The following is a 22317-nucleotide window of genomic DNA, read 5'->3' as shown; positions in this document are numbered from 1 at the left end:
GTGCTTATAGGCCTGATGGGCCGGCTGCTGGCTGCCCGCAAGGGGACCGTGCTGGCCATCGTCCTCCTGCAGCTGGTGCAGACCACCGCCAACCTCCTCCTCCCCACCCTGAACGCGGCCATCATCGACGACGGCGTGGTGCGCGGCCAGGTCCCGGCCATCCTGCAGCTGGGGTCCTGGATGGCCGCGGTCGCCCTCGTGCAGGTCGCCGCTGCCATCGCCGCAGGCTACCTCGGCGCCGTCGCGGCCATGGAACTGGGCCGGCAGTTGCGCGGGGAGCTGTTCGCCAAGGTCCAGTCCATGTCATCCCAGGAGGTGGGCGCTTTCGGCGCCGCCAGCCTGGTGACGCGGGCCACCAACGACGTCACCCAGATCCAGAACCTGACCGTGCTGGTGTTCACCATGCTGGTCGCGGCGCCGGCGATCTTTGTCGGCGGCATCCTGCTGGCCATTCACCAGGACATCGTCCTGTCCGGCATCGTGGTCGCGGTGGTTCCCGCGCTCGCGGTCATCATGGCACTGATTGTCCGGAAGCTGGTGCCCCTGTACCGCCAGGGCCAGGACCTGATCGACCGCGTCGGCCGGGTGCTGCGCGAACAGATCATCGGCGCCAACGTCATCCGAGGCTTTGTGCGGCAGGGCCACGAGATCCGGCGCTTCGACGCCGTCAACAAGGACCTGACGCAGAACAACCTGCGGTCGGCGCTGCTGGTTGCCGGGATGATGCCGCTGATCATGCTGGTGGTGAACCTGTCCTCCGTCGGGGTGGTCTGGTTTGGCGGGCACCGGATCCAGTCCGGCCAGATGCGGCTGGGCGCGCTGACAGCGTTTATCGCCTACATCCTGCAGATCCTGATCGCCATCATGATGGCCATGTACGTCTTTATGACGGCCCCCCGCGCGGCGGCGTCCGCCGAACGGATCCAGGCCGTCCTGGATACGGTCCCGGCCATCACGGACGGCACCGGCGGCGTCGCCCCCGAGGGCCACGACGTGGAGTTCACCGACGTTTCCTTCGCGTACCCCGGCGCCGAGGCCCCGGTCCTCGACGGGGTCAGCTTCACGGCCGTGTCCGGAACTGTGACGGCGGTCATCGGCGCCACGGGCAGCGGGAAGACCACCCTGCTGAACCTGCTGCCCCGGTTCCTGGCCGCCACCGGCGGGACCATCAGCATCGGCGGCGTCGATGTGCGCACCCTGCCGCTGGACGCCCTGCGGCGCCTCACCGCCGTCGTGCCCCAGCATTCCTACCTGTTCACCGGGACCGTCGCCGCCAACCTCAGAATGGGCGCCCCGGCGGCGACGGACGAGGACCTCTGGCGGGTGCTGCGCAGCGCGCAGGCCGAGGACTTCGTCCGGCGCCTGCCGCTGGGACTGGAAGCGCCCGTCAGCCAGGGCGGCACCAACTTCTCCGGCGGCCAGCGCCAGCGCCTGTGCATCGCGCGGGCGCTGCTCCGCGAGGCGCCCGTGTACCTGTTTGACGACAGCTTCTCCGCCCTGGACTACGGCACGGACCGCCGCCTCCGCGAGGCGCTGGCGCCGCTGCTGCGCACGGCCACCGTGCTGGTCGTGGCCGAGCGCGTCGCCACGATCGTGGACGCGGGCCTGATCCTGGTGCTCGAGGGCGGCCGGGTGGTGGCGCAGGGGACACACCGGCAGCTGATGGAATCCTCGCCGAGCTACCGGGAAATCGCCGCCTCCCAGCTGGTGCTGGAGGAGACCCGGTGACCCCGGAGCAGGCGCTCGACGCTGAAACAGCCGCTGGAATAGAGGCCGGAGCCGAGGCGCCCGCGGCCCGCGACGCCCGGGACCAGCCCCTGGTGGACACCCCGTCCGGCGGCCGCAACCAGTCCCTCCCGGTTGTGTCCCCGGAAGAACCACCGAAGGGCGCCCGCATCCACTGGCGCACCGCGCGGCGGCTGCTCGGACTGCTGCGGCCCTCGAGGTGGCGGATGGCCGGAGTCATCGCCGCCACATGTGCGTTCGTGGCCCTCAACGTGGCGGCGCCGAAACTCCTGGGGGACGCCACCGACGTCGTGGTCGCCGGGGCCGTCGGCGGAAACTTCAACCAGGCGGAACTGGCCGCGCTGCTGGCACTGGTGTCCGTCCTGTACCTGGGCGCCTCGGTCTTCAGCTGGATCCAGGGCTCCCTGACCGCCGTCGCCGTGCAGGGCCTGGGCTACGGACTGCGGGCTTCGGTGGAACGGAAGCTGCACGTCCTGCCGTCCAGCCACTTTGACGAACAGCACCGCGGCGACGTGCTGAGCCGCGCCACGAACGACGTGGACAACGTCGCCCAGGCCCTCAACCAGCTCCTCAACCAGCTGATCATGTCTTTGCTGATGCTCACCGGGGCCCTCGCCATGATGCTGTGGCTTTCGCCGGTCCTGGCCGTGATCGCGCTGGTCTCCGTCCCGGTGTCCACGCTCATCACTGTCCCCGTGGCGCGGAGATCCCAGGCCCACTTCACCGAACAGTGGGCGGGCACCGGAGATCTGCACGCCCGCCTCGAAGAGTCCGTCACCGGCCATGAGGTCCTCAAGGCCTTCGGCCGGCAGGAGGAAGCCGCGGCGGCCTTCAGGGAAGGCAACGACAAGCTGTTCCGCGCCAGCGCCCGCGCGCAGTACGTCTCCGGCGTCGTCCAGCCCCTCATGGTGTTTGTGTCCAACCTCAACTACATCGCCGTCGCCGTCGTCGGGGCGCTCCAGGTGCTGGCCGGAGCCCTGACCATCGGCGGCCTCCAGGCCTTCGTCCAGTTCAGCAGGCTCTTCAGCCAGCCGATGGGACAGATCGGCGGCATGCTGACCCTGGTGCAGTCCTGTCTCGTCTCGGCCGGCCGGGTCTTCGAGCTCCTGGATTCGCCGGAGATCGAGGCGGAGGACGCGCCGCAGCCGGCCGGGAAGCCGACGGACCCGGCAGCCGCGGCGGCCGCGGCGGCGGCGGCGCTGGCCCCCCAGGGCGGTTCCGGCAGGGTCGTCTTCGACCATGTCAGCTTCGGCTACAGCCCGGGATCACCGGTGGTCCAGGACCTCTCCTTCACAGGGGAACCCGGGCAGACGGTGGCGATCGTGGGCAGCACCGGGGCCGGGAAAACCACCGTGGTGAACCTCCTCATGCGCTTTTACGACCCGGACTCCGGCCGGATCACGGTGGACGGCGCCGACACCACGGAAATGTCCCGGGATGAACTGCGGGCCCGGATCGGCACCGTCCTGCAGGACGCCTGGCTCTTCACCGGCAGCGTCCGGGACAACATCGCGTACGGGCGCCCGGACGCCGGCGACGACGAGATCGCCGCAGCGGCCCGGGCCAGCCACGTGGACCAGTTCGTCCGGGCCCTGCCCGGCGGGTACACCACCATGCTGGGCAACGACGGCGACTCTCTCAGCCGCGGGCAGCGCCAGCTCATCTCCATCGCCCGGGCGCACCTGGCGGGCCGGAACATCCTGGTCCTGGACGAGGCCACCAGTTCCGTCGACAGCCGCACCGAAGCCCAGATCCGGCACGCCATGCGGGAGCTCCGGCAGGGCAGGACCAGCTTCGTGATCGCCCACCGCTTGTCCACCGTCCGCGACGCTGATCTAATTCTGGTCATGGACCACGGACGGATCGTTGAACAGGGCACCCATCAGCAGCTGATGGCCAAGGGCGGGCTCTACCTGAAAATGTACGAGGCACAGTTCGCCCGCCGCGAACACCGCAACGACGTCCGGGAGCCGGGGGAGTGAGCGCCGCGGAAGCCTCGGCAACGCCCTTTCCCGGGTCCTGGCGGCCCAACCCTGGCAGCACCGTTCCGCTGTTCGAACAGCTCCGGCTCAACATCATCGAGCGCGCCGACAAGGGCAGCCTCGCCCCCGGGACCCGGCTCCCGGCCGTCCGGGCCCTCGCCGTCGAACTCGGCGTCGCACCCCACACCGTGGCCCGCGCCTACAAGGAACTGGAGGCCGCCGGTATCGTGCTGACCCAGGGCCGGAACGGCACGGTGGTGTGCGCCCGGGACGAGGCCTGGAGCTCGCTGTCCGCCGCCGCCGCCGAATTCGCCGCCTCCGCCAAGGCCCGCGGAGCGAGCTTCGCCGAAGCCGTGCAGCTGCTCGCCGCAGCGTACGACCGGGAGTAGCGCCGGGCTAACACACAGGGACGGATTTCCTGCCCTGGGACACAGCTTGGAATATATATTCGAAGAAGTTTTCGATTAGCATTGATAGCGTGCCTAAAGCCGTAGCTGAAGATCCAGCCGTTGATGACCAGACCGCCGCAATGGCGGAAAGCGCAGGCCCGAGCGACTCCGCAACACCGGGGCGGGCCATCGATACCCGCCCCGCGGTGACACGCCCTGACATGTCCCGCCTTGTAGTCAAGGGCGCGCGCGAGCACAACCTGCGCAACGTTGACCTCGACCTGCCGCGCGACTCGATGATTGTGTTTACCGGGCTCTCCGGCTCGGGCAAGTCCTCCCTGGCCTTCGACACGATCTTCGCCGAGGGACAGCGCCGGTACGTCGAATCGCTCTCCGCCTACGCCCGGCAGTTCCTCGGCCAGGTGGACAAGCCCGACGTCGACTTCATCGAGGGCCTCTCACCCGCGGTGTCCATCGACCAGAAGTCCACCAGCAAGAACCCGCGCTCCACCGTGGGCACCATCACCGAGATCTACGACTACATGCGCCTCCTGTGGGCCCGCGTCGGGCGCCCACACTGCCCCGTCTGCGGCGAGCCCGTCACCAAGCAGACCCCGCAGCAGATTGTCGACCAGCTCATGGACCTGCCGGAGGGCACACGCTTCCAGGTGCTGGCCCCCGTGGTCCGCGGCCGCAAGGGCGAGTTCGTGGAACTCTTCAAGGAACTCACGGCCAAGGGCTACTCGCGGGCCCGGGTCGATGACAAGCTGATCCAGCTGAGCGATCCGCCCAAGCTGGGAAAGCAGTTCAAACACACCATCGAGGTGGTGGTGGACCGCCTGGTGGTCAAAGACGGCATCAGCCAGCGCCTGACCGACTCGGTGGAGACCGCCCTGGGCCTTGCCGAGGGCCGCATCCTGGCCGAGTTCGTCGACCTCGACGCCGACGACCCGGAACGGATCCGCGCGTTCTCCGAGCACCTCGCCTGCCCCAACGAGCATCCCCTCGCGATCGACGAGATCGAGCCCCGCTCGTTCTCCTTCAACAACCCCTTCGGCGCCTGCTCCGCCTGCAGCGGCATCGGCACCAAGCTGGAGGTGGACGAGGAACTCATCATCCCCAACGGGGACCTGTCCCTCGCGGAGGGCGCCATCGCGCCCTGGTCGCTGGGCACGGCCACCACCGAGTACTGGAACCGCCTGCTGGGCGGGCTCGCCAAGGAACTCGGGTTCTCGATGACCACCCCGTGGGACAAGCTCTCCCACGACGCCCGCCAGACCGTGCTGCACGGCAAGGACCACAAGGTGGTGGTGCAGTACCGCAACCGCTTCGGCCGGGAACGCAAATACAGCACCGGCTTCGAGGGTGTCATCCAGTACATCCACCGCAAGCACCTCGAAACGGACTCGGACTCGGCCCGGGACCGTTACGAGGAGTACATGCGGCAGATCCCGTGCCCGGCCTGCAACGGCGCACGCCTGAACCCGGCGTCGCTCTCGGTGCTGATCAACGGCAAGTCCATTGCCGAGGTCGCCGCCCTGCCGATGCGCGAGTGCGCGGACTTCCTCGACAACCTGGTCCTCACCGGCCGCGAGGCCCAGATCGCCCACCAGGTCCTCAAGGAGATCCAGGCCCGCCTGACCTTCCTGCTCGACGTCGGCCTCGAGTACCTGAACCTGGAACGCCCGTCCGGCACCCTGTCCGGCGGCGAGGCCCAGCGCATCCGGCTGGCCACCCAGATCGGCTCCGGCCTCGTGGGTGTGCTCTACGTCCTGGACGAACCGTCCATCGGCCTGCATCAGCGGGACAACCGCCGCCTCATCGAGACGCTCACCCGGCTGCGGGACCTCGGCAACACCCTGATCGTGGTCGAACACGACGAGGACACCATCCAGGAAGCAGACTGGGTGGTGGACATCGGACCGGGCGCCGGCGAACACGGCGGCATGGTGGTGCACTCCGGTTCCTACAAGGAACTGCTCGAGAACACCGAATCGCTCACCGGCGACTACCTGTCCGGCCGGAAACAGATCGCCGTCCCCAAGAAGCGGCGCAAGTACGACAAGAAGCGCGAGCTCAAGGTCATCGGTGCCAAGGAGAACAACCTCCTGAACGTGGACGCAGCCTTCCCGCTGGGCCTGCTGACCGCAGTGACCGGCGTCAGCGGCTCCGGCAAGTCCACCCTTGTCAACGAAATCCTCTACAAGGTCCTGGCCAACAAGCTCAACGGCGCCAAGCAGGTGGCCGGGCGTCACAAGTCGGTCCAGGGCCTGGAGCACCTCGACAAGGTGGTCCACGTCGACCAGAGCCCCATCGGCCGCACCCCGCGGTCCAACCCGGCCACCTACACGGGCGTCTTCGACAACATCCGCAAGCTCTTCGCCGAGACCACCGAGGCCAAGGTCCGCGGCTACCTGCCGGGCCGGTTCTCCTTCAACGTCAAGGGCGGGCGCTGCGAGGCCTGCTCCGGCGACGGCACGCTGAAGATCGAAATGAACTTCCTGCCCGACGTCTACGTGCCCTGCGAGGTGTGCCACGGCGCCCGGTACAACCGCGAGACGCTCGAAGTCCACTACAAGGGCAAGACCATCGCGGATGTCCTGAACATGCCGATCGAGGAAGGCGCGGAGTTCTTCGCGGCCTTCACGCCCATCGCCCGGCACCTCCGGACCCTGGTGGACGTCGGACTCGGCTACGTCCGGCTTGGCCAGCCCGCCACCACGCTCTCCGGCGGCGAGGCGCAGCGGGTGAAGCTCGCCGCAGAGCTGCAGAAACGCTCCAACGGGCGCAGCATCTACGTCCTGGACGAGCCCACCACGGGCCTGCATTTCGAGGACATCCGGAAGCTGCTCCTGGTGCTCCAAGGCCTTGTGGACAAGGGCAACACCGTCATCACCATCGAGCACAACCTCGATGTCATTAAGAGCGCGGACTGGATCGTGGACCTCGGTCCCAACGGCGGGTCCGGCGGCGGCCGCGTCATCGCCACGGGAACGCCGGAACAGGTCGCCAAGTCCAAGGAAAGCCACACAGCGGCCTTCCTGGCCGAGATCCTCGCCTGAGCACCGCCGGTGCGGTGCCTGCGCTGCAGGCATCGCACCGGCGTCGGCACGACCTCCGGGGAGATATATTCCGGTGCCGGCATGCGAGTTTCTGGCATCCGCCTACTCGTGAGAAACTAGGCCGGTGACGCAAACAACAGTGCCCGTGATCTTCGACCTGGACGGCACTCTTGTCGATCCGGCCGGCGGGATTTCGGACGGAATCGCAGCGGCCCTCACAGAGCTCGGACTCGGCATTCCCGGCAAAGACCGAATGGATGCCATGATCGGCCCGAAACTCAGCCACGCCCTGACAGACATTGCCGGTGTCCCGGCGGAACAGCTCGACGACGCGATCCGGATCTACCGTGCGCACTACCTCAGCACCGGCATCGGCCAAAGCCGGCTCTACCCGGGCATCCGGGCCCTGCTGGAGTCCTTCGCCGACGCCGGCCGGCCCATCGCCGTGGCCACCCAGAAACCCGAAGGCATCGCCCGGACCGTCCTCGAGCACCACGGCATCGCCGCCCTGTTCCACACCATCCGAGGCTCGGCCGCGGATGAGGCAGCGGCCTCCGGCGTGCCGTCCGGGAAAACCGAAATTGTGGCCGCTGCCCTGGCCGACCTCGCCACCGTGCACGGGCTCAAGACCCGGCACGCCGTGATGGTGGGTGACCGGGCGCAGGACGTGGCCGGAGCCGCAGCCAACGGCCTCGACTGCATCGGCGTGGCCTGGGGCTTCGCGCCGGACGGTGAGCTGGACGCGGCCGGAGCCGTGGAAATCGTGCACAGCAGCACCGCCCTCCATGACACCATTGCCCGGCGGGATGCGGCCCACGCCTCCACCGCCAGCCCGGACCTGACCACGACGGCCCTGAACGAGGTGCACACCCATGGCAATGTTTGATGCGATCCGCTGGACCACGCGGGGCCTGGTCACCACCACCTGCCGGCCCACGGTCATCGGCCTCGGGAACGTGCCCAAGGAGGGCCCGTTCATTGTGGCGCCCAACCACCTGTCCTTCCTGGACAGCGTGATCGTCCAGGCCCTGATGCCCAGGCCGGTCGCGTTTTTCGCCAAAGCCGAGTACTTCACCACCGGCGGGGTCAAGGGCAAGGTGATGAAGTCGTTCTTCGAGGCGGTTGGCTCCATTCCAGTGGAACGCGGTGAACAGGCCGCCAGCGTCCAGGCCCTCAAGACGTTGCTGGAAATCCTCGACTCCGGCCGCGGCGTCGGGATCTATCCGGAGGGCACCCGCTCCCGGGACGGCATCCTCTACCGCGGACGCACCGGCGTCGGCTGGCTGGCGCTGACCACCGGTGCCCCCGTGATCCCGGTCGGCCTGATCGGGACCGAGAACCTGCAGCCCGCGGACAGCAAATCGGTCAAGCCGCAGCACTTCACCATGAAGGTCGGCGAGCCGCTGTACTTCGACAAGACCGGCCCGGACCACTCCCTGCCCGCGCGCCGCCAGGCCACGGACCGCATCATGGACGCCATCGCCGAACTCAGCGGCCAGGAGCGCTCCACCAGCTACAACCAGAGCAAGGTCACCGACTAGCAGGCCTCCCTGGCCGCCCGGGGCGGCGGCCGGGACCTTGGCCAACGGCTTAATGGTCCCGGGCACCGCCGGGCCCTCAGTAGACTTAATCTGTGGCAGATCCAGCGAGTTACCGACCCCAGACGGGTGAGATTCCGACCAATCCGGGCGTGTACCGCTTCCGCGACCCGCACGGCCGGGTCATCTACGTCGGGAAGGCCAAGAACCTCCGGTCCCGGCTGAACTCCTACTTCGCCAACCCGGCAGGACTGCTGCCCAAGACCTACGCCATGGTCCATACGGCCAGCAATGTCGAGTGGACCGTAGTCGGCAGCGAGCTTGAATCGCTCCAGCTTGAATACACCTGGATCAAGGAATTCAAGCCGCGCTTCAATGTGATGTTCCGGGACGACAAGAGCTACCCCTACCTTGCCGTCTCGCTGGGGGAGAAGTTCCCGCGGGTCCAGGTGCTGCGCGGCGAACGGCGCAAGGGCACCCGCTACTTCGGCCCCTACACGGCCGGGGCCATCCGGGACACCATGGACACCCTCCTGCGCGTCTTCCCGGTCCGCAGCTGCAGCGCCGGTGTCCTGAAGCGCGCCGAGGCCAGCGGCCGGCCCTGCCTGCTCGGCTACATCGACAAGTGTGCGGCACCCTGCGTGGGCCGCATTTCGGCCGAGGACCACCGCGCCCTGGCCGAGGACTTCTGCACCTTCATGGGCGGGGAAGCCAAGCCGTTCGTCACCCGGCTGGAAAAGGACATGGCCGCCGCCGTGGCGGAACTCGACTACGAGCGGGCCGCCCGGATCCGGGACGACATCGTCGCGCTCAAGAAGGTCTTTGAACGCAACGCCGTGGTCCTTGCCGAGGGCACGGACGCCGACGTCTTCGCCCTGCACGAGGACGAACTCGAAGCAGCCGTGCAGGTCTTCCATGTCCGCGGCGGCCGCATCCGCGGCCAGCGCGGCTGGGTGGTCGAAAAGGTCGAGGACACCACCACCCCGGACCTCGTGGAGCACCTCCTCCAGCAGGTCTACGGCGAGGAGGTCGGGCTGCAAGGACGGCTGCCCCGCGAAGTCCTCGTCCCCGTGGAGCCCAGCAACGACGCCGAGCTGGCCCAGTGGCTCAGCGGACTCCGGGGAGCCCGGGTGGACATCCGGGTGCCCCGGCGCGGCGACAAGGCCACCCTGCTGTCCACGGTCCGGGACAACGCCGAGCACGCGCTGAAGCTACACAAGTCCCGCCGCGCCGGGGACCTGACCATGAGGTCGCAGGCGCTCCAGGAGCTACAGGAGGCGCTGGAGCTGCCCGTCGCCCTGCTGCGGATCGAGTGCTTCGACATCTCCCACGTCCAGGGCACCAACGTCGTCGGCTCCATGGTGGTGGTGGAGGACGGCTTGCCCAAGAAGTCCGACTACCGGAAGTTCTCCGTCACCGGCGCCGCCGCCACGGACGACACCGCCGCCATGCACGACGTGCTGACCCGGCGGTTCCGGAACTACCTGCAGGAGCAGGCCGTCCAGGCCGACGCCGCGCGGCAGCCCGGCCACCAGGCCATGCTCACCGCCGCAGCGGACGCCGCGGTGGCCGGGCCGCCGTCCGCCGCCGCGGACAATCTGCGCGCCGACACCACCACCCCTGCCCCGCGGGCCAAGTTCGCCTACCCGCCCAACCTGGTGGTGGTCGACGGCGGCAAGCCCCAGGTCAACGCGGCGGCCCGCGCCCTCGCCGAGCTGGGCATCGACGACGTCTACGTCGTGGGGCTCGCGAAGCGCCTGGAGGAAGTGTGGCTGCCCGACAGCGATTTCCCCGTCATCCTGCCGCGCGCCTCCGCCGGGCTGTACCTGCTGCAGCGCATCCGCGATGAAGCCCACCGCTTCGCGATCTCCTTCCACCGGCAGAAGCGCGGCAAGGCCATGACCGTCTCGGCGCTGGACGGGGTCCCCGGCCTGGGCGACTCCAAGCGCAAGGCCCTGCTGGCCGAGTTCGGCTCGGTCAAGAGCATCAGGGCCGCCACCGCCGAGGAACTCACCGGGGCCAAGGGGATCGGCCCGTCGCTGGCCGCCGCGATCGTGCGGCACTTCAGCGACGATGCCAACACGGCCACCGTCCCCGCCATCAACATGACCACCGGTGAAGTCCTCGAGACTTAGCTAGCACCGGGAAACTTGGTTAGGGTAAGGACGTGGGAAGCGGCCGCGGCCACGCGGCAGCACAGCACAGCAGCACAACAGCACAGCAGAACGGGGCTTCACTGATGGCAGAGTCGACCGCAGGATCCGGGACGGAACCGGACGGGACGGAACCGGACGGCATGACGCCGGTCAAACCCGTTGAGGCCGAACTGCTGGTGGTGACCGGCATGTCCGGCGCCGGCCGGAGCACCGCAGCCGACGCCCTGGAGGACCACGGCTGGTACGTCGTGGAAAACCTGCCGCCGCAGATGCTGGGCACGCTCGCTGAGATCGTGTCGCACGCCCCGGGGTCCATCTCCAAGCTCGCCGTGGTGATGGACGTCCGCAGCAAGGAACTCTTCGCCGACATCCGCACAGCCCTCCGCAACCTCGAAACCAGCGGCGTGGGCTTCCGGGTCCTGTTCCTGGACGCGAACGACGACGTCCTGGTCCGCCGCTTCGAACAGGGCCGGCGGCCCCACCCGCTGCAGGGCGGCGGCCGGATCCTGGACGGCATCGCCGCCGAGCGGGAACTGCTGCACGAACTGCGCACCTCCGCCGACATCGTCCTGGACACCTCCGCGCTGAACGTCCACGGCCTCGCCACGGCCATCACCGAACTCTTCAGCGAAACCGGGCCCGTGGCCCTCCGCCTGAACGTGATGAGCTTTGGCTTCAAATACGGGCTTCCCGTCGATGCGAACTTCGTCGCCGACGCGCGGTTCATCCCCAACCCGCACTGGGTTCCTGCACTCCGGCCGCACACCGGCCTGGACAAGGACGTCAGCGACTACGTGCTGGAAGCGCAGGGCGTCAGCAACTTCGTGGAACGCTACGTCCTGGCCCTCGAACCGGTCCTGGACGGGTACCGCCGGGAAAACAAGCACTACGCGACCATTGCCGTAGGCTGCACCGGCGGCAAGCACCGCTCCGTCGCGGTCGCCGTCGAACTGTCCCGCCGCCTCGCGCAGTACCCCCGCGTCACCGTGACCACCACCCACCGGGATCTGGGCCGCGAGTAATGGCGCTGCTCACCGGGCCCCTGCCGCTCGTCCCCGCGGCAAGTTCGTCCTTCGCGAGCCAGCAGGACAAGGGGCCGTCCGTCGTCGCGCTCGGCGGCGGCCACGGACTCTCCGCCTCCCTGTCCGCCCTGCGCCTGCTCACCTCGGAGCTGACCGCCATCGTGACGGTCGCTGACGACGGCGGCTCCTCCGGGCGGCTCCGCGAGGAGTACGGCGTCCTGCCGCCCGGCGACCTCCGGATGGCGCTCTCCGCGCTCTGCGACGATACGGACTGGGGCCGAACGTGGCGCGACGTCATGCAGCACCGGTTCGCTCCCGGCAAGGGCCGCGGCGGCTCCCTGGACGAACACGCCATGGGCAACCTGCTGATCGTGACGCTGTGGGAACTCCTCGGCGACACCGTCGCAGGCCTCAAATGGGCCGGCGCGCTGCTCGGCGCCCGCGGGGAGGTCCTGCCGATGTCGAGCGTGCCGCTTACCATCGAGGGCCAGGCCCGCGTGAGCGCGCCGGACGGGACCACCGCGCTCCAGACCATCACCGGACAGGCAAAGTGCGCCGTCGCCGGCTCGCTGGAGCACGTCCGGCTCCTGCCGGAGAACGCCCCCGCCTGCATCGAGGCGCTCACCGCGATCGAACTCGCCGACTGGGTCATCCTGGGCCCCGGCTCCTGGTACACGTCCGTGCTCCCGCACCTCCTGCTGCCCGAAATGCGCGAAGCGCTCTGCAGCACGGCCGCCCGGCGCTGCCTCACCATGAACCTCGCCACAGACACCAAGGAAACCGTCGGGATGACCGCCGCGGACCACCTGCGGGTCCTCCGGGAGTACGCGCCGGAGTTCACGATCGACGTCGTCCTGGCCGATCCGGCGTCCGTGGCCGACCGCGCCGACTTCGAACAGGCGGCCGGGATGCTCGGTGCCGAGGTGGTGTTGGGTAAAGTGGGGGCGTCGAACCGCCGGCCGATCCACGACCCGCTGCGTCTGGCAACGGCGTACCACGACATTTTCGGGAACAGGTAGGAAAGGTGCCATGGCACTGACAGCATCAGTCAAGGAAGAACTTTCCCGGCTGGACATCAAGAAGTCCTCGGTCCGCAAGGCTGAAGTGTCCGCCATGCTCCGGTTCGCCGGGGGACTCCACATCATCTCGGGCAGGATCGTGATCGAGGCCGAGGTGGACCTCGCCTCCACCGCGCGGCGGCTCCGCGCCGCCATCGCCGAGGTCTACGGGCACCAGAGTGAAATCATCGTCGTCTCCGGCGGCGGCCTGCGCCGCGGCAGCCGCTATGTGGTCCGCGTGGTGCGCGACGGCGAGGCCCTCGCCCGCCAGACCGGCCTGCTGGATGCCCGCGGCCGGCCCGTCCGGGGCCTGCCCTCCGTGGTGGTGAACGGTTCCGCCGCAGACGCCGAGGCAGTCTGGCGCGGCGCCTTCCTGGCCCACGGGTCCCTCACGGAACCCGGCCGGTCCTCCGCCATGGAGGTCACCTGCCCCGGCCCGGAGTCCGCGCTGGCCCTCGTCGGCGCCGCCCGCCGGCTGGGAATCCAGGCCAAGGCCCGCGAGGTCAGGGGAGTGGACCGCGTGGTGATCCGCGACGGCGATACGATTGCCGCGCTGCTGACCCGGATGGGCGCCCATGATGCGCTGATGGTGTGGGAAGAGCGGCGGATGCGCAAGGAGGTCCGCGCCACCGCCAACCGGCTGGCCAACTTCGACGACGCCAACCTGCGGCGGTCGGCGCAGGCCGCGGTGGCCGCCGGCGCCCGCGTGGACCGTGCCCTGGAAATCCTGGGCGACGACGTCCCGGACCACCTCAAATACGCCGGCGAACTCCGGGTGGCGCACAAGCAGGCCAGCCTCGACGAACTGGGCCGCCTGGCCGACCCCGTCATGACCAAGGACGCCATCGCGGGCCGGATCCGCCGGCTCCTGGCGATGGCGGACAAGCGCGCCCAGGACCTCGGCATTCCCGGCACGGAAGCCAATGTGACACCTGAAATGCTGGACGAGTAGCCTTCCCCGAAGGAACACCGGCAGAATCGGATCGGACCGGTGGGAATACCTTGGGGGGAGCGGAGGCTATGCCCACTGGATCCCGATCCACAGACTTCCGGATGCCAGCCATCCGGATGCACAATCCGAGAGTTACCAAAACGGACAACCTGTCCACGACATTGGAGGACTTTGTGACCGAGTACGTACTGCCAGAACTCAGCTATGACTACGCAGCGCTGGAGCCGCACATTTCCGCGCGGATCATGGAGCTGCACCACAGCAAGCACCACGCCGCCTACGTGACCGGTGCCAACAACGCCCTGGCCCAGCTGGCCGAGGCGCGCGAGAAGGGCGACTTCGCCAACATCAACCGCCTCTCCAAGGACCTCGCGTTCCACACCGGCGGCCACATCAACCACTCCGTGTTCTGGAACAACCTGTCCCCGGACGGCGGCGACAAGCCCGAGGGTGAGCTGGCAGCCGCCATCGACGACGCCTTTGGCTCCTTTGACGCGTTCCGCGCCCAGTTCAGCGCCGCAGCGCTGGGCCTGCAGGGCTCCGGCTGGGGCTTCCTGGCCTACGAGCCCATCGGCGGGAACCTGGTCATCGAGCAGCTCTACGACCAGCAGGGCAACGTCGCGCTGGGCACCACCCCGCTGCTGATGCTGGACATGTGGGAGCACGCGTTCTACCTGGACTACGTCAACGTCAAGGCTGACTACGTCAAGGCTTTCTGGAACATCGTGAACTGGGCCGACGTCGCCAAGCGTTTCGACGCCGCCCGCAAGAACGCCACCGGCCTCATCACGCTTTAAGCCACGTCCGGGCCATCGGGGCAGCTCTGCCGGGCAGATGTTAATCTGCACGTAACAAAGCTCACATTTGCCGCCGTCAGGCTCGAATGCTGGACGGACTGCCCCCGCACTTGCGGGGGCAGTCCAACTTAAACGTAAGATAGGTCACGGAAGGCGGTTAGCCTTCAGCAATGAGGCTGGTCGCCCTCCGATCTGTAAATCATCTCTGCCCAATGGCGTGCGGGATCTGTTAGTTGGCTTGAGCGCCTTCAACTAGTCGTGCTCGCGAGAGCACCAAGGAGACTGAAAACGTGACCACCCGTATTGGTATCAACGGCTTCGGCCGTATCGGCCGCAACTACTTCCGCGCCGCACTTGCCCAGGGGGCAGACCTCGAGATCGTCGCCGTCAACGACCTCACCAGCCCGGAAGCCCTGGCCCACCTCTTCAAGTACGACTCCGTGGGCGGGCGCCTGCAGGAGAAGATCGAGGTCAAGGACGGCAACATCGTCGTCGACGGCAAGACCATCAAGGTCCTCGCCGAGCGCGACCCGGCCAAGCTGCCCTGGGGCGAGCTGGGCGTCGACATCGTGATCGAATCCACCGGCTTCTTCACCAAGGCCGCCGATGCGCAGAAGCACATCGACGCCGGCGCCAAGAAGGTCCTGATCTCCGCACCGGCCTCGGATGAGGACATCACGATCGTGATGGGCGTCAACGACGGCCTCTACGACCCGGCAGCCCACCACATCATCTCCAACGCCTCCTGCACCACCAACTGCCTCGGCCCGCTGGCCAAGGTGGTCAACGACGCCTTCGGCATCGAGCGCGGCCTGATGACCACGGTCCACGCCTACACCGCCGACCAGAACCTCCAGGACGGCCCGCACAAGGACCTCCGCCGCGCCCGCGCCGCCGCCATCAACATGGTGCCGACCTCCACGGGTGCCGCGAAGGCTATCGGCCTGGTCCTGCCGGAACTCAAGGGCAAGCTTGACGGCTACGCCATCCGCGTACCGGTCCCCACCGGCTCCGCCACGGACCTCACCGTCACCGTCTCCCGCGAGACCACGGTCGAGGAAGTCAACGCCGCCCTCAAGGCAGCCTCCGAGACCCCCGAGCTCAAGGGCCTCCTGACCTACACGGACGAGCCGATCGTGTCCTCGGACATCGTCGGGGACCCGGCGTCGTCCATCTTCGACTCCGGCCTGACCAAGGTGATCGGCAACCAGGTCAAGGTTGTTTCCTGGTATGACAACGAATGGGGCTACTCGAACCGCCTCGTCGACCTCACGGAGCTTGTCGCAGCCAAGCTGGGCTAGGGTAAGACACATGACATTCCACACCCTCAACGAACTGATCGCTGATGGTGTCCGCGGGCGGTACGTTCTGGTCAGAAGCGACCTGAACGTGCCGCTCGACGGCTCTACAGTGACTGACGACGGCCGCATCAAGGCCTCCCTGCCAGTGCTGTCGAAGCTCACGGACGCCGGTGCCCGCGTGCTGGTGACAGCACACCTTGGCCGCCCCAAGGGCGCGCCCGAGGACAAGTACTCGCTCAAGCCCGCCGTGGCGCGGCTCGCCGAGCTGGCCTCCTTCAAGGTTTCCCTGGCCGATGACACTGTCGGCCAGTCCGCAGCCGCGGCCGCCGGCGCGCTGCAGGACGGCGAAGCCCTCGTCCTGGAGAACGTGCGCTTCGACGCCCGGGAGACGTCCAAGGACGACGCCGAACGCGGCGCGTTTGCCGACGAGCTCGTGGCCCTGACCGGGGACAACGGCGCATTTGTGGATGACGCCTTCGGCGCCGTGCACCGCAAGCACGCCAGCGTGTACGACGTCGCCCGGCGCCTGCCGTCGTACCAGGGTGACCTGGTCCGCACGGAGGTCGAGGTGCTGCGCAAGCTCACCACCGACACGCAGCGGCCGTACGTTGTGGTCCTCGGCGGATCCAAGGTCTCGGACAAGCTCGCGGTCATCGACAACCTGATCGGCAAAGCGGACACGATCCTGGTCGGCGGCGGCATGCTGTTCACCTTCCTCGCGGCCGCAGGCCACAAGGTCGGCGGAAGCCTGCTCGAGGAGGACCAGATCCCCGTCGTGCAGGACTACCTGAAGCGCGCCGCGGAGGCCGGAACCGAGTTCGTGGTCCCCACCGACGTCGTCGTGGCTGCCAAGTTCGCCGCCGACGCGGAGCACGAGACTGTGCGCGCCGACACGATCGAGGACAGCAGCTTCGGTGCCGCGGGCATTGGCCTGGACATCGGACCGGAAACGTCCAAGGCCTTCGCCGAGCGGATCGCCGGCGCCAAGACCGTGTTCTGGAACGGGCCAATGGGCGTCTTCGAGTTCCCGGCTTTCGCCGCAGGCACCCGGGCCGTCGCCCAGGCACTGACCGACACCGGCGCATTCACCGTGGTGGGCGGCGGCGACTCCGCCGCGGCGGTCCGGACCCTCGGCTTCGCCGACGACCAGTTCGGGCACATCTCCACCGGCGGCGGCGCCAGCCTCGAGTACCTCGAAGGCAAGGACCTTCCCGGCCTCAGCGTCCTGGACCGCTAGAACCTCCGGCCGGCAGGGCGCATCTTCCCCGGAACGGGGCGCCCTGCCGGCTGTTCCACTGCTACGACCTTTTGGAGACCACGTGACTACGTCAACCAACGGCACCTTCGACCGCACGCCCTTGATCGCAGGCAACTGGAAGATGAACATGGACCACGTCCAGGGCATCACCCTCCTGCAGAAACTCGCGTGGACCCTGTCCGACGCCAAGCACGACTACAGCCGAACCGAGGTTGCGGTCTTCCCGGCGTTCACCGGCCTCCGCGGCGTCCAGACCCTGGTCCAGGGCGACGAACTGAAGATCGTGTACGGCGGCCAGGACCTCTCCCCGAACGACTCCGGCGCCTTCACGGGCGACATCTCGGGGCAGTTCCTCGCCAAACTGGGCTGCAGCTACGTCCTGGTCGGCCACAGCGAACGCCGCACCATCCACCACGAGACCGACGACGTGCTGAACGCCAAGACCAAGGCGGCTTTCCGGCACGGCCTCACCCCCGTGCTCTGCGTCGGCGAAGGGTTGGAGATCCGCCAGGCCGGAACCCACGTGGACCACACGCTCGCCCAGCTGCGCGCCGGCGTCGAGGGACTGACTCCTGAGCAGGCCGCCGAACTGGTGGTCGCCTATGAGCCGGTGTGGGCCATCGGGACCGGCGAGGTCGCGGGACCCGACGACGCCCAGGAAATGTGCGCCGCCATCCGCGCCGAGCTGTCCACCCTCTTCGGCGCCGACGTCGCCGGCAAGACGCGCCTCCTCTACGGCGGCTCGGTCAAGGCCAACAACGCTGCCGCGATCCTCAAGGAACGCGACGTGGACGGACTGCTGGTCGGCGGTGCCAGCCTGGACGCCGCCGAGTTTGCTAATATTGTCAGGTTCGAGAGTCACCTGCTGACGGATTAGTCCGGACACCGTCGTGGCCCCCGCAATCCCCTCTTCTGAAAGGCCGTCGTGGACGTTCTTCATGTCATCCTGCAGGTCCTCCTGGGCATCACCAGCCTCCTGCTGACCCTGCTCATCCTGCTCCACAAGGGCCGTGGCGGCGGTCTGTCCGACATGTTCGGCGGCGGCATGAGTTCCGGACTGAGCTCCTCCGGCGTGGCCGAGCGGAACCTGAACCGATTCACGATCATCCTCGGCATCACCTGGGGCGTGGTCATTGTCGGCCTCGGCCTGATGATGCGGTTCACCGGCGGCGGCGACTCCTAACCGGTCCCCGGCACAATTTCATAGGGGTCCTAGGACCCTCCCCGGCATCGGGAACTCCGACCTACACTGTGGCTGATTGCACGCGCTTTCCGTCCGCCAAGTAGCCAGGAGTTCCCGATGTTGCATTCTGCCTCCGGTTTCCGGGGCATCCGCGTAGGAGCCACCGAAGGGGCCGCGCCGCGCCACGAGCCGCTCGACGGCTCCGCCGTCCGCACGCCCCGCATCCGCGTCACCTACCAGTGCGCCAAGGGCCATGAGACCGCGCTGGTCTTTGCCCAGCTGCCTGACGAACAGATCCCCGGTGTCTGGGACTGCCGGCGCTGCGGCGGGACCGCCACCCGGGACGAGGCACAGTTCGCCCTCGAGGAAGCCCCCGTGGAAGGGTTCAAGAGCCACCTGGAATACGTTAAAGAGCGGCGCTCCAGCCAGGATGCCGAAGACGTGCTGGCCGGAGCGCTGGAGCGGCTGCGGTCCCGGCGGGGTGCCCCGCCCGCCTAGCGCGGCCGGCCCGGGACCGGGCCGGCCGCCCGCTAACTAAGTCTCGCTGGATCAGCCCTTGCGGACCAGCTGCTGCGGGACCCGTGCCGCCGCGTTCTCGTCGATCAGCCAGAGGGTTTCCTTCCGTCCCCGCGGGCCGGCGGCGGGCACCTGCACCGGATTGGCGCCGGCGAGGGCCAGCCCCACGGCGCCTGCCTTGTCGTCCCCGGCCACCACCATCCAGATTTCCGCGGCAGTGTTGATGGCGGGCAGCGTGAGGGACACCCGCAGCGGCGGCGGCTTGGGTGAGTTCCGGACCCCCACCACCGGGAGGGTTTTCTCCCGGATCCCGGCCTGCTCCGGGAAGAGGGACGCGACGTGGGCGTCGGGTCCCACCCCGAGCAGCACGATGTCGAAGCGGGGGAGCGCGGCCGGGTTCTCCGGACGGTCATCGGACATGTCCGCGGCGTGTTCCGCCGCCGCTGCCTCGCCGAGCCGGCGGGCATAGTCGGCGGCCGCTTCCTCGGGCGTGTCAAAGTCGTCGGTGGAGCCGGGCTCGTGGATCCGCGCGGGGTCCGCGGGGATCCGCGAGAGCAGCGCCTCGCGCGCCTGGAGGGCGTTGCGCTCCGGGTCGTTGGCTGCGAGGAACCGCTCGTCCCCCCACCAGAAGTTGACCTTGGACCAGTCGACGGCGGGGGACGCCGGCGATTCCGCCACGGCCTTGAGCGAGCCGATGCCCATCGACCCGCCGGTAAGCACCACCGTGGCCTCGTCGTGTTTGTCCTGGATGTCCACCAGTTTCGTGATCAGCCGGGCCGCGATCGCGGCCATAAGGACGGTCGAGTCAGGATGGATGCTTACTCTGGGATCAGCGCTCACTGGGACGGACACTCCTTAGATTGGTACGGGGCAGTCCAATAGTAATCACTTCGCCGAACACTTCGTCCGGATCGAGGCGGCGCAGCTCCTCGGCCAGGCAGTCCTTCAGGCTGCGGCGCGGCAGCGAAATGCGCTGCGCCGGCTGGCCGGGCTGCGTCAGTTCCGCCACGGTGAGCCCGGGCCGGAACAGCTGGACGTCGCCGCCCGTCCGGGTCAGCCGCACCCGCCGAATGCCCGTTCCCGCGGGGTCCGCCACGATTGTCACGGGGGCATCGAGGGCCAGGGTGAGCCACGCCGCCAGCAGGATAGTGCTGGGCGAGTCGGAGGCGCCCTCGACAGCGACGGCGGTGACCGGTGAGTCGTCCACCTGGTCCAGGGCCGCCGCCAGCTGGATCCGCCAGTTGGTGAGGCGGGTCCAGGCGAGGTCGGTGTCGCCCGCCTTGTAGGTGCGGCGGATGTTCTCCAACGCGCCCTGCGGGTCGGATTCGTTGGCGGAGTCCGTGATGCGGCGGTGCGCGATCTGTCCGATCGACGTCTCGCAGGCGTTTCTCGGTGCCCCGTGCGGCCACCAGGCCACTATCGGCGCGTCCGGGAGGAGCAGGGCCGCCACGAGGGATTCGCTTTCCTCCGCGAGTTCGCCGTAGCCGCGCAGCAGGATCACCTCGGAGGCGCCGGCGTCGCCGCCCACGCGGATCTGCGCATCCAGCCGGGTCGGGGCTTCGGCCCCGGCGTCGGCGAGGACGATGATCCGGCAGGGATGCTCACGGCTGGCCTCGTTGGCCGCCTCAATGGCTTCCTCTTCCAGGCCGGACTTGGTGACGACCACCAGGGTCAGCACCCGGCCAAGGGCTATCACGCCGCCCTGCTCGCGCAGGGCCATGATCTTCTTGGAGATCTTAGAGGTAGTGGTGTCGGGAAGATCTACGATCATGGCCTTCTCCAGGTTCGTCCGTCACGGGCAAGGAGTTCGACGGCGGAGGCGGGGCCCCAGCTTCCGGGGAGGTACGGATCGGGCTGCTCGTCCAGGGACGCCCAGTACTCCTCGAACGGGTCGAGGATCTTCCAGGACAGCTCCACCTCGGCGTGCCGGGGGAACAGCGGCGGCTCGCCGAGCAGCACATCCAGGATGAGCCGTTCGTAGGCCTCGGGGCTGGACTCCGTGAAGGAGTGGCCGTAGCCGAAATCCATGGTGACGTCGCGGACTTCCATCTGCGTTCCGGGGACCTTGGACCCGAAGCGGATGGTGGCACCCTCGTCGGGCTGGACCCGGATCACCACGGCGTTCTGGCCGAAGTCATCCTCACCATGGTCGGTGAAGAGCAGGTTGGGGGCGCGTTTGAGGACGACGGCGATCTCGGTCACCCGGCGGCCCAGGCGCTTGCCGGCGCGAAGGTAGAACGGCACGCCGGCCCAGCGGCGGGTGTTGATGTCCACCCGGATGGCAGCGAACGTCTCCGTCTTGGAGTCAGCGGGGATACCCTCTTCCTCCAGGTAGCCCACCACTTTCTCGCCGCCCTGCCAGCCGCCGGTGAACTGCCCGCGCGCCGAATGGGTGGACAGGTCCTGGGGGAGCCGGACGGCGGCGAGGACCTTCTCCTTCTCGGCGCGGAGGTCGTCGGCGTTGAAGGAGATGGGCTCCTCCATCGCGGTCAGCGCCAGCAGCTGCAGCAGGTGGTTCTGGATCACGTCGCGGGCAGCGCCCACGCCGTCGTAATACCCTGCCCGGCCCCCGGTGCCGATGTCTTCGGCCATGGTGATCTGGACGTGGTCCACATAGTTGGCGTTCCACAGCGGCTCGAACAGCTGGTTGGCGAAGCGCAGCGCCAGGATGTTCTGCACCGTCTCCTTGCCCAGGTAGTGGTCGATCCGGAACACCGCATCCTGCGGGAAGACGGACTCCACAATGTCGTTGAGCTGGCGCGCCGACTCCAGGTTGTGGCCGAACGGCTTCTCGATCACCACGCGCCGCCACTTGTCGCCCTCAGCCTGGGCCAGCCCGTGCTTGGACAACTGGGTGCAGACCAGCTCGAACGCGTTCGGCGGAATGGAGAGGTAGAACGCGTGGTTCCCGCGGGTGCCGCGCTGTTCGTCCAGTTCGTCGATGGTCTCGCTCAGGCGCTTGAAAGCGTCGTCGTCGTCGAACTCGCCCTGCACGAAGCGGATGCCCTCGGAGAGCTGCTTCCACACCGTCTCGTCGAACGGGGTGCGTGCGTAGGCCTTGACGGCCTCCTTCACCTCGGCGGAGAAGTCCTCGTTCTCCCAGTTCCGCCGGGCGAAGCCCACCAGCGCGAAGCTCGGCGGCAGCAGCCCCCGGTTCGCGAGGTCGTACACAGCCGGCATCAGCTTCTTGCGGGCGAGGTCCCCCGTGACCCCGAACAGGACCAGCGACGACGGTCCGGCGATTCGGTTCAGGCGCCGGTCCCGCGGGTCCCGGAGCGGATTGCGGCCAGAGCGTCCCGAACGCGTCGGGGACGTGCGGCCGCCGTTGTGTGTTTCTGGCATGGTTGCGTGGGTGCC

General features: G+C 68.4%; 19 protein-coding genes. 16 read left to right on the top strand and 3 right to left on the bottom strand.

Going from position 1 to position 22317, the window contains the following annotated elements:
* The first annotated feature begins 15 nt into the window (after positions 1-15).
* From AR539_RS14245 to AR539_RS14170, 16 genes are all read left to right on the top strand, one after another.
* Complete coding sequence (locus AR539_RS14245) at positions 16-1728, top strand: ABC transporter ATP-binding protein (RefSeq protein WP_066438170.1); 1713 nt, start codon at positions 16-18, stop codon at positions 1726-1728.
* Positions 1729-1952: 224 nt separating this feature from the next.
* Positions 1953-3728, top strand: coding sequence for an ABC transporter ATP-binding protein (locus tag AR539_RS14240; protein WP_157361065.1), 1776 nt, complete (start codon positions 1953-1955; stop codon positions 3726-3728).
* The gene (locus AR539_RS14235) at positions 3725-4117 is read left to right on the top strand and encodes a GntR family transcriptional regulator (RefSeq protein ID WP_066438168.1); all 393 of its coding nucleotides are present in this window, start codon (positions 3725-3727) and stop codon (positions 4115-4117) included. Before AR539_RS14240 ends, AR539_RS14235 begins: the two co-directional genes overlap by 4 nt.
* A 221-nt stretch (positions 4118-4338) precedes the next feature.
* Positions 4339-7179 (top strand): excinuclease ABC subunit UvrA, encoded by a 2841-nt coding sequence (gene uvrA, locus AR539_RS14230; RefSeq protein ID WP_157361022.1) that lies wholly within the window; start codon positions 4339-4341, stop codon positions 7177-7179.
* A gap of 124 nt (positions 7180-7303) precedes the next feature.
* Positions 7304-8065 (top strand): HAD hydrolase-like protein, encoded by a 762-nt coding sequence (locus AR539_RS14225; protein WP_066438162.1) that lies wholly within the window; start codon positions 7304-7306, stop codon positions 8063-8065.
* The gene (locus tag AR539_RS14220) at positions 8052-8720 is read left to right on the top strand and encodes a lysophospholipid acyltransferase family protein (protein ID WP_066438159.1); all 669 of its coding nucleotides are present in this window, start codon (positions 8052-8054) and stop codon (positions 8718-8720) included. The genes AR539_RS14225 and AR539_RS14220 overlap by 14 nt, the downstream gene beginning before the upstream one ends.
* Before the next feature lie 92 nt (positions 8721-8812).
* Complete coding sequence (uvrC, locus tag AR539_RS14215; protein ID WP_066438152.1) at positions 8813-10852, top strand: excinuclease ABC subunit UvrC; 2040 nt, start codon at positions 8813-8815, stop codon at positions 10850-10852.
* Between the two features lie 104 nt (positions 10853-10956).
* Positions 10957-11895, top strand: coding sequence for an RNase adapter RapZ (gene rapZ / locus AR539_RS14210; protein ID WP_066438149.1), 939 nt, complete (start codon positions 10957-10959; stop codon positions 11893-11895).
* Complete coding sequence (locus AR539_RS14205) at positions 11895-12914, top strand: gluconeogenesis factor YvcK family protein (RefSeq protein WP_066438146.1); 1020 nt, start codon at positions 11895-11897, stop codon at positions 12912-12914. The genes rapZ and AR539_RS14205 overlap by 1 nt, the downstream gene beginning before the upstream one ends.
* A 10-nt stretch (positions 12915-12924) precedes the next feature.
* Entirely contained in the window at positions 12925-13905 is a 981-nt protein-coding gene (whiA, locus tag AR539_RS14200; RefSeq protein ID WP_066438143.1) for a DNA-binding protein WhiA, read from the top strand.
* A 173-nt stretch (positions 13906-14078) separates the two neighbouring features.
* Positions 14079-14702, top strand: coding sequence for a superoxide dismutase (locus tag AR539_RS14195; RefSeq protein WP_066438139.1), 624 nt, complete (start codon positions 14079-14081; stop codon positions 14700-14702).
* A gap of 290 nt (positions 14703-14992) precedes the next feature.
* Positions 14993-16003 (top strand): type I glyceraldehyde-3-phosphate dehydrogenase, encoded by a 1011-nt coding sequence (gap, locus tag AR539_RS14190; protein WP_066438138.1) that lies wholly within the window; start codon positions 14993-14995, stop codon positions 16001-16003.
* 10 nt (positions 16004-16013) lie between these two features.
* Positions 16014-17240: a phosphoglycerate kinase gene (locus AR539_RS14185; protein WP_066438135.1), complete on the top strand. Its 1227-nt coding sequence runs from the start codon at positions 16014-16016 to the stop codon at positions 17238-17240.
* Between the two features lie 82 nt (positions 17241-17322).
* Positions 17323-18138 (top strand): triose-phosphate isomerase, encoded by an 816-nt coding sequence (gene tpiA, locus AR539_RS14180; RefSeq protein WP_066438133.1) that lies wholly within the window; start codon positions 17323-17325, stop codon positions 18136-18138.
* Positions 18139-18186: 48 nt separating this feature from the next.
* The gene (secG, locus tag AR539_RS14175; RefSeq protein ID WP_066438132.1) at positions 18187-18444 is read left to right on the top strand and encodes a preprotein translocase subunit SecG; all 258 of its coding nucleotides are present in this window, start codon (positions 18187-18189) and stop codon (positions 18442-18444) included.
* A gap of 117 nt (positions 18445-18561) precedes the next feature.
* Positions 18562-18942 carry an RNA polymerase-binding protein RbpA gene (locus AR539_RS14170; protein ID WP_066438131.1) on the top strand — a complete coding sequence of 127 codons (381 nt, stop codon included), beginning with the start codon at positions 18562-18564 and terminating at the stop codon, positions 18940-18942.
* Positions 18943-18993: 51 nt separating this feature from the next.
* On the opposite strand, the gene pgl is transcribed toward AR539_RS14170, so the two are convergent.
* Genes pgl through zwf form a run of 3 tightly spaced genes read right to left on the bottom strand, consistent with a single transcriptional unit; the run spans position 18994 to position 22302 of the window.
* A complete protein-coding gene (gene pgl / locus AR539_RS14165; RefSeq protein ID WP_066438128.1) occupies positions 18994-19800 on the bottom strand; it encodes a 6-phosphogluconolactonase in 807 nt (268 codons plus the stop codon).
* Entirely contained in the window at positions 19790-20731 is a 942-nt protein-coding gene (locus AR539_RS14160) for a glucose-6-phosphate dehydrogenase assembly protein OpcA (RefSeq protein WP_066438124.1), read from the bottom strand. Before AR539_RS14160 ends, pgl begins: the two co-directional genes overlap by 11 nt.
* On the bottom strand, positions 20728-22302 hold the full coding sequence (zwf, locus tag AR539_RS14155; RefSeq protein WP_066438121.1) for a glucose-6-phosphate dehydrogenase: 1575 nt from the start codon (positions 22300-22302) through the stop codon (positions 20728-20730). The genes AR539_RS14160 and zwf overlap by 4 nt, the downstream gene beginning before the upstream one ends.
* Positions 22303-22317 lie beyond the last annotated feature (15 nt).

Origin of the sequence: Arthrobacter sp. EPSL27 (genome assembly GCF_001512305.1) — a bacterium.
In the GTDB taxonomy this organism is placed as follows: domain Bacteria; phylum Actinomycetota; class Actinomycetes; order Actinomycetales; family Micrococcaceae; genus Arthrobacter.
Note: the sequence above shows the minus strand (reverse complement) of the source record. Positions and strands in the feature narration are given on the sequence as shown.